Annotated in this window: 8 protein-coding genes; 5 read left to right on the top strand and 3 right to left on the bottom strand. The window is 67.6% G+C overall.

Features of this window, described 5'->3' with window-relative positions; translation table 11 throughout:
- The 3 genes from RMQ73_RS08065 to RMQ73_RS08055 all read right to left on the bottom strand — a co-directional run.
- Positions 1–838 (bottom strand): tetratricopeptide repeat-containing protein (locus tag RMQ73_RS08065; RefSeq protein ID WP_409049852.1); only part of this gene is annotated, 838 nt, incomplete at its 3' end.
- Positions 839–847: 9 nt separating this feature from the next.
- Positions 848–1,522 (bottom strand): nucleotide synthetase, encoded by a 675-nt coding sequence (locus tag RMQ73_RS08060; RefSeq protein WP_310497615.1) that lies wholly within the window; start codon positions 1,520–1,522, stop codon positions 848–850.
- Positions 1,523–1,561: 39 nt separating this feature from the next.
- The gene (locus RMQ73_RS08055) at positions 1,562–3,130 is read right to left on the bottom strand and encodes a toll/interleukin-1 receptor domain-containing protein (protein WP_310497614.1); all 1,569 of its coding nucleotides are present in this window, start codon (positions 3,128–3,130) and stop codon (positions 1,562–1,564) included.
- A 188-nt stretch (positions 3,131–3,318) separates the two neighbouring features.
- Between RMQ73_RS08055 and RMQ73_RS08050 the strand changes: the two genes are divergently transcribed.
- From RMQ73_RS08050 to RMQ73_RS08030, 5 genes are all read left to right on the top strand, one after another.
- Positions 3,319–4,308, top strand: a complete 990-nt coding sequence (locus tag RMQ73_RS08050) for a class I SAM-dependent methyltransferase (RefSeq protein ID WP_310497613.1) — start codon at positions 3,319–3,321, stop codon at positions 4,306–4,308.
- 25 nt (positions 4,309–4,333) lie between these two features.
- Complete coding sequence (locus RMQ73_RS08045) at positions 4,334–5,482, top strand: hypothetical protein (RefSeq protein WP_310497612.1); 1,149 nt, start codon at positions 4,334–4,336, stop codon at positions 5,480–5,482.
- Positions 5,463–6,482, top strand: coding sequence for an HlyD family efflux transporter periplasmic adaptor subunit (locus RMQ73_RS08040; RefSeq protein ID WP_310497611.1), 1,020 nt, complete (start codon positions 5,463–5,465; stop codon positions 6,480–6,482). The genes RMQ73_RS08045 and RMQ73_RS08040 overlap by 20 nt, the downstream gene beginning before the upstream one ends.
- Positions 6,479–7,123 carry an ATP-binding cassette domain-containing protein gene (locus RMQ73_RS08035; protein ID WP_310497610.1) on the top strand — a complete coding sequence of 215 codons (645 nt, stop codon included), beginning with the start codon at positions 6,479–6,481 and terminating at the stop codon, positions 7,121–7,123. The genes RMQ73_RS08040 and RMQ73_RS08035 overlap by 4 nt, the downstream gene beginning before the upstream one ends.
- 54 nt (positions 7,124–7,177) lie before the next feature.
- The coding region (locus tag RMQ73_RS08030) for a 1-acyl-sn-glycerol-3-phosphate acyltransferase (RefSeq protein ID WP_310497609.1) at positions 7,178–7,674 on the top strand (497 nt) is incomplete at its 3' end.

Here is a 7,674-nt window from a genome sequence, read left to right as displayed (position 1 = left end):
CGCGCTGGCCGCCGGGACCGACCTGCTGGTGGCCGAGCGCCTGCTGGCGGCGGGCGCCAAAGGGCGTCACCGATCGCGCCCGAAACGCCGCTTCGCCGCCCGGCAGCACGATGTGCAATTCGGCGCCCGCCGCGAGCAGGCGCTCGGCCACCAGCAGGTCGGCGCCGGCGGCCAGCGCGCCAAAGCCGAACCCGATGTTTTCGGCCGCGATGATGGCGTCGATACGCGCTGCCAGCGCCGGCTCCGCCTCGCCAAGCCGCATCGCGCCGGTGAAATGAAGGCTGCGCGGCGGCCGCAACGGTTCCAGCCATGCGGCATCGCCGCCTTGCTCGGCGATGATGGTGGCGAACTGGCGCAGCGTGACGGCGTGATCCTCCCATGCCAGCGGCGCCAGCGCCATCGCATCGGCCAGTGCGGCTCGCGCTCCGGCCTCATCCACCATCAGCAGCAGCGCTTCGGCCCGCGTTGCAGCCTGCCACCACGGCGTGTCCGGTTCCGGCGCAACCTCCATCAGCGCCAACACCTCGCCTGCCATCACCGCCGCCCCCGCCGCGTCACCGGCAATCAGCGCCAGCGTTGCGGCGTTGACCAGCGGATAAGTGGCAGGCCGCAGACGCGCCGACGCGAGATAGGCGGCGGCAGCCTGGGCAGCCAGCGCCCGCCGCTCGGCACCTGTTGCCGCCAGCGCCTTGTCCTTGAGCAGCCGGCCATGCAGCGCCTGGGCCGCAGGGTCATCGGCGCCGGCAAGACCATGCGCGTCGAACAGGCGCCAAGCCTGCACCGCTGCTCCGGCACGGGCCAGAGCGGTGATGGTGGGGATGATGGAGGCGGGATTCACGTGCCGAGATCAGCCATTGCCGCCGCGATTTTCGACATTGGGGTCGATGATGATGGGCAATTCAAGGCCATTGGGTCCCAAAAAGCGAACATAGTAATTGAAGGGGTGCAGGTCTCCTTTGCCGTTCTGCGGCTTTGCTCCCGGCTTATCGCACTGAATCGACAAGACCTGAACAACTTTGTCTGTCGCCCGCCATTCGCGCGCCGCGCCACCCTCGCATACCCAGCCCTTTGGCTTGCCGTACTTCTTGGAATGGCTGAAATCACCATCAGGCTTTTTCTTGGCCTTGATGGCATCTTTTCCCCCTTTCATGTCAAATGTCCAATAGCCGCCATGGAGGTACAGCACGACGTAGCAGGGTTGGGTGATGTCCATGTCCAGCGGCGTTGGCTCGACAAGCCCGTTGTCGCGTGGTGTCCCTTCGGTAGTAAATGGCGGCCTGGCGCACATTTCCGAGACAAGATTTTGCAACGAGGTGCCCGCAAGCGGCGTGCCCGGCAGATCATATTCGTCATTATCGGTGTAAGGACGAATGCGAAATTGCAGATCGATGTTATCGCCATCTGCGCCTGACTGGCTTGTTGTAAACAGAACAAAGCGCTTCACGTGTGTCGGCCCTGCCGCTTGATCGGCATCTAAATCCAATGCGACGTCGAAAACGGGCTCTTTTGATGAAATCGACATGTATTTTCTCCACAATTGCCAAGGAAAATCGTTTTATTGTCAATAATTTGCCGGACGAGTCAAAGAGCGTAGTTCCAGATTCATCTTGGCCAATTCCTCGCCCATCTCGCGATTGTCAGGGTCCGCCGCAACCAGCGCCGCCAGCGCCGCCCGCGCCTGGGCCAGCCGCGCCCGCGCTCTGCTATCTCGGCCCAATTGCCATTCCAGCAGCGCTATCGCCCGCTCGTTCCAGACCTGCGCCCTCGCCAGCCGGCGGTTTTCAGGGTCGCCGGCCTTTAACATCGCCAGCACGCGCGCCTGCGCCTCGCGCTGCGCCAGTGCCGCTTCGGGCTTGCCCAGAAACCGCCAGGCGTCGGCGAGCCAGCCGTGACGGTTGGCGACTTCGCGGCGGATGGCGGCATTGCCCGGCTGGGCATCGGCGGCGGCGCGCAATTGGTCGAGCGCACGCTGGCACAGCGCGATCAGGCCGTCGCTGCGTTTTTGCTCCAGCCGCAGCGTGCACAAATTGCCGGCGCCATAGCCGGCTTCCTCAAGGCTGCGCGGCTCGGCTGGCTTCAACGCCAGCAACTGCTGCGTGAGCCGGTCATAATCGCCGAAACCCGCTTCGGCGCCCGCCATGTCGCCGTTGTCCAGCGCCAGTTGCCCCACCCAATAGACGCTCTGGGCATGGGCAAAGACACGCTCGGCATCGCGCGGCGCTTCGGCAAGCAGGGCGGCTGTGGACCGCGCCGCTTCGGCGAACATGCGCCGGGCGCCGGCCTGGTTGCCGCGTTCCTGTTCGTCCTCGCCAAGCGCATGCAGGGCGCGGGCGCGGCGTTCCAGATCGGCGGCCGGCAGCCGCGCCAGATCCTGGCCCTCATAATGCCCCAGCGCCCTTGCGCTGGCCGAAGCCAGCACATCGGTACGGCCCACGCCGCGCAATTTCTCGCGAAGGTCGGTCAGCATAAATTCTACGAGCCCCTCCGCTTCGGCGCGCTGCCGCTCGGCCTCTTGCCGGGCGGACAGGGCGAACACTGTCAATGCACCCATCACTAGCATCGCAGCCACCGCCGCAACCGTGATGGCCGTCACGCGGGCAATGCGCGCCTGTGCATCGCGCTGCACCAGATCATCGAGCCGTACGCCGGCAATGCCGGCCACCAGCTTGAGGAAGCCCAGGCGCCAGCCTGCACCGCTGCTGAGCCGCCAGCCTGCACCGCTGCCCGTCAGATCGGCGGCAAGCGGCTCGGCGCCGCCGGCCAGCAACGCTTGCGGAAACGCCGTGGATGCGTCGCCGGCGACCATGGCGGCCAGCACGGGCCGATCAGGGTGCAGGCGGCGGAACAGTGCGATTTCCCGGCCCACCCAAGGCGAGGCCGCAGCATCGGGCGAACACAGCACCACCAGGCTGGCCGAATCGGCAAGCGCAGCTTCGACCGCAGCAGACAGGCTGTCCGCTGCCGAAAGCTCCTCGAGATCGCGGAAGATAGGCGCCAGCCGGCCGCCGGCCAGCCGCCCCGGCAAGCGATAACGCTCAAGCCGGCGATGCAGCCGCGCCGCCACCGCATCGTCTCGGTGCGAATAGCTGATGAAGGCGCGGTAGCGTGCAACTGTCCCCGCTGTATCCACCTTGCCCCCCGCAGCCCCCCGCTGTCGGCGCGAAACGTGCCCCAGCTTTTGTCGCACGGCAACAGGCATTTGGGCGGCGTGACGGCGGTCACGGCATGAGTGATGCCGAATCGCCTATCCCGGTGACAACGGCGCTCGGCGGGATGGTCCCGGCCTTTGGGCAGCGCCGGGAGAAAAGGGGTCTTCTCATGTCTGTTTCCGCTGCAATCGCTTTGCCCGGTGCGCCCATCACGGCGTCATCGGCCTTGTCCCGGCTGCTCGACCGCGCTTCCGCCGGCTTTACCGGTCAGGCTTCTGGCGGCTTTGCCGGTCAGGCCGACATCGGCCAGATTCTGGTGACACTGGATTCCGGCCTGTTCCAGCTGCGCCAGCAGATGGACGCCGCAGCATGGGCCGATGCCTGCCGCTTTGCACAGTCCCATCAGATCATGCACTGGTTGCGCCAGGACCCGTTCGTCGCCCGCTGCATTGCCCGTCCGCGCGGCTATGCCGGGGATGCCGTCATCATCGACATGCTTTATCATCATGCCGATATCAGCCATCAGGTCATCGCCGCCACGCCGACCGGGCGCCAGGTGCATATGGTGATGTCCCATGTTCCCGTCGCGCAGGCCGTGCGGGACCGGCGCCAGGTCATCGTCGATCTCATCGACGGCACGGCCCAGCGCCATTCCCAGCCGCATGTGCTGTCCATCGCTTGCGGGCACCTGCGCGAGGCCGAAATGTGCAATGCGCTGGCCAGCGGCCGGATCGGGCGCTTTGTGGCGCTGGACCAGGACGCCGAGAGCCTTGACGTCGTGCGGCGGCGCCATGGCCAGCAGGTCGAGATCATCGCCGAGCCGATCAGCACCATCGTCAAGGATCGCTTCCCGACTGACCGTTATGACCTGATCTATGCCGCCGGCCTGTACGACTATCTCGATGCCCGGCTGGCTGCGGCGCTGACGACGCGGCTGGCAGCGCGGCTCAACCCCGGCGGACGTTTCGTATTTGCCAATTTCAGCCGCGACCTGTGGGAAGCCGGCTTCATGGAAGCGCTGCTCGACTGGAAACTGGTGCTGCGCAGCGAAGCCGACATGCAGGCGATTGCCTGCGCGCCCGGCCCCGGCTTTTCGGGCCGCGTCTGGGCCGGATCGAACGGCGACATGCTGTACGGCGAAGTGGTGCGGCTGGGTTGAGCCGGCGCGGCAGCGGAACCGGAAAATGAACACTCGCACCTATTCGACATGGACCGGCGGGCCAGTCTGGCCGAAATGGACCGGCGGGCCGGCCATCGCCCTGCTGGTCGGCGCCATCCTGCGCCGCGATGGCAAGGCGCTGCTGTTCGGGCTGGTTGCCTGCGCCATCGCCGCCACCGTCGCCACCTTTCAGTTCGCCGTGTTCACCTCGTTCCTGCGGGCCGGCGCCGCCGCGCCCCGTTTTGTCGGCGCCGATGCCTGGATTGCGGCGCGGGGGGTCGAATGCTTCGATTTCCCCGCCCCGCTGTCCGAAGGTTATGCCGGCGCCGTGCTGGCCGCCCTGCCCGGCGCGCGGGTGCGGCCTGTGCTGGCCGGCTTTGGCGGCTGGGCCGGGCCGGGCGGATCGGCCGGCAATGTCATGGTCATCGGGCTGGAAGGCACCAATATGGGCCCGCGCGGCTTTCTGGCCGATGCGTCGGACCTGGCCCGGCTGAACCTCGCAGGCCCCGCGACGGCATCCATTGGCGGTATCACCATGACAATGGCCGGCACCACCGACCGGCTGGCGACGTTCCTCGGTGCGCCCTATGTCGTGCTGCCGGCCGATACCGCCCGGCGGGCGCTGGGCTGGCCGCCCGGGCAGATCGCCTATCTGGCCATCGATTTTCCCGGCGGCGTCCCCGCAGATCTCGACGCGCGCCTAGCCGGGCTGGCCGCGCATTATCCGGAAATCAGCGCCTATACCGGCGCGGGTTTCGAGGCGCGATCGTCGCTTTACTGGCAGGCCAAGACCGGCGCCGGCGCTGCCATCCTGTTGGCCGCCGTGCTGGCTGCGCTGCTCGACCTGTTGCTGCTGGTGAATGCCTGTGCGCGGTTCGTGCAGCGCCGACAGGCCGATATCCTGTCGCTGATCGGCCACGGCGCCGGCGCGGAACATGTGCTGGCACTGATCGTCGCCATGGCCGGCGTGTTGGTGCTGGGCAGCCTGCTGGCGGTGCTGCTCGCGGCGCCGCTGATCACGATGGTTGCCCGCCCCTTGTTGCCCTGGGTGACCTTCAAGTCCGCTGATCTTGTCTTTGCGCTGGGCTTGTCGCTCGTCGCTTTCATCGTGGCCGCGCTTGCCGCGCGCGCCGATATCCAAAGGTTCCCGCCCGATGCCATGTTCCGCAATTAAGGGCGCCGGCGCCGCCGCGCTGGTGTTGCTCGCCGGGCTAGGCTGGCATGCCGCCGGCCGCAGCGATACGGCGCCGCGCCCGATCAGGCCGGCCTTTGGCGCTACTGCGCAGGGCCGCATCGATGCCGTCAGCGAAACCCGCTGGCTGGCCGCCGAAGTCGATACCCGCATCGGCGGTGTCACGGTGCGCGAAGGCGACACGGTGGTGGCAGGGCAGGTCCTGATGACGCTGGCCTGCGACGATCTTGCCGCCGATGCTGGCGCCGCACGCGGCATGGCGCAGGCCGCGCAAGCGGAAAGCCGGCTGGTCATCGACGGCCCGCGCCGCGAGGCACGGGACGCAGCCGCCGCCCGGTTGGCCGAAGCCCAGGCGCGGTTGACCAATGCCCGCGACCAGCGCGACCGGTCGCGGGCACTGCTGGCGGCCGGTTTTGTCACCAGCCGCCGCCTGACCGAGCTTGAATCCGTGCTGGCCGGTGCCGAGGCCGCCCGCGCTGCCGCCGATGCCGAATGGCAAAGCGTGACCAGCGGCGCGCGCGCCGATGAACGCCGCGCCGCCGGTGCCCGCGCCGCCGCCGCCGCTGCACAGGCGCAAGCCGCCAGTGCCAGAAATGCGAAATGCGTCATCCGCGCCCCCATCGCCGGCACCATCCTCAAGGTGCTGAAGCACGCGGGCGAATTTTCCGGCGCCGGGGCGGGCAATCCACTCATCGCCATCGCCGATTTGTCCGAAATGATGGTGCGTGCCGAATTTCTCGACCGCGATGCGGCAGGGGTGCGCGCCGGGCAGAATGCCATGATCTGGCTGGACGAAGGCAAGGGCCGCTGGCACGGCGTCGTCATGGACAGCGCCGGCATGGTCGGCCGCCGCACGGCCCGCAGCCACGATCCCGGCGACCGTTTCGACCGCGATGTGCGTGAAGTGCGGATACGGATCACGGCCGGCGACCCGCCCAGGCTGGTGGGCCTGCGCGTCAATGTCGGGATAGCAGCGTCATGATGCGGTTGGCCGGCGTCGATTACGCGATTTCCGAAGGCAGCGGGCGGCGACCATTGCTGTCGGGCATGGACCTGACCTTTGCCGCCGGTGCCTTCACCTGCCTGACCGGCGCCAGCGGCACCGGCAAGACGACGATATTGTCGCTGCTGGCGGGTGTCTGCCTGCCCGACGCCGGGTTGGTGCTGGACGGCGACACGCCCTTGTCGGCGATGCGCGAAGCCGCGCGCACGGCGTGGCGGCGCGCCCATGTCGGGATGGTGTTCCAGACCTGCCGGCTGATCGATGTGCTGACGGCGGCCGAGCATATGGCGTTGGTCGCGCGGCTGCGCGGCCATGCCGAAGCGGAGGAAAACGGCCTGGCGCTGCTGGACCGGTTGGGATTGGCCGACAAGAAAAACAGTCGCCCGGGCCAATTGTCCGGCGGCGAGAAACAGCGGGTCGCACTGGCGCAGGCGCTGGCATCTCGCCCGCGCATCGTGCTGGCCGACGAACCAACGGCAGCGCTTGATCGCACCAATGCCGAGTTCGTGGCGCAGACACTGCGGGACTATGCCCGCCAAAGCGGCGCCGTGGTCGTGGCGGTCAGCCATGACGATGCCATGATCCAGAACGCCCATGCCCGGACGATGCTGACAAAATAGAGGGGCTGCTGCTTTGGCAGGTGTATCGGCGGCGATTGCTGATACTCACCGCACATGACACCCGGCACATTGATCCATCACGACCTCAAGGGACGCGCGCCGAGGCCGGGCGCCAGCCTGCCGATGCAGTTGTGGCGCCTGATCGCGCGGGCGTTCCTTGCCATCGGCGGCTGGCGGGTGGAGGGCGACTGGCCGGCCGATGCCAAGGTCGTCATCACGGCGGCGCCGCACACATCGAACTGGGACGGCATCTGGATGCTGGCAGCCGGCGGGGCCTGGGGCGTGCGCCTGCGCTACATGGGCAAGAAAAGCCTGACCGAGGGGCCGTTTGGCTGGGTGGTCAAGCTGTCGGGTTGCATCCCGATCGATCGCAGCCAGTCCAATGACGTGGTCGCGGCGATGAAGGCCAATTTTGCAGCGGTGGACGACCTGATCCTCGTCGTCCCGCCCGAAGGCACGCGCCATGCCGTGCCCAAGTGGAAATCGGGTTTCTATCATATCGCGGTGGGCGCCGGCGTGCCGATCACCTTTGCGGTGATGGATTATGGCCG

The sequence above is a fragment of the Sandarakinorhabdus sp. genome, from assembly GCF_031430775.1.
Classification (GTDB): domain Bacteria; phylum Pseudomonadota; class Alphaproteobacteria; order Sphingomonadales; family Sphingomonadaceae; genus Sandarakinorhabdus.
Note: the sequence above shows the minus strand (reverse complement) of the source record. Positions and strands in the feature narration are given on the sequence as shown.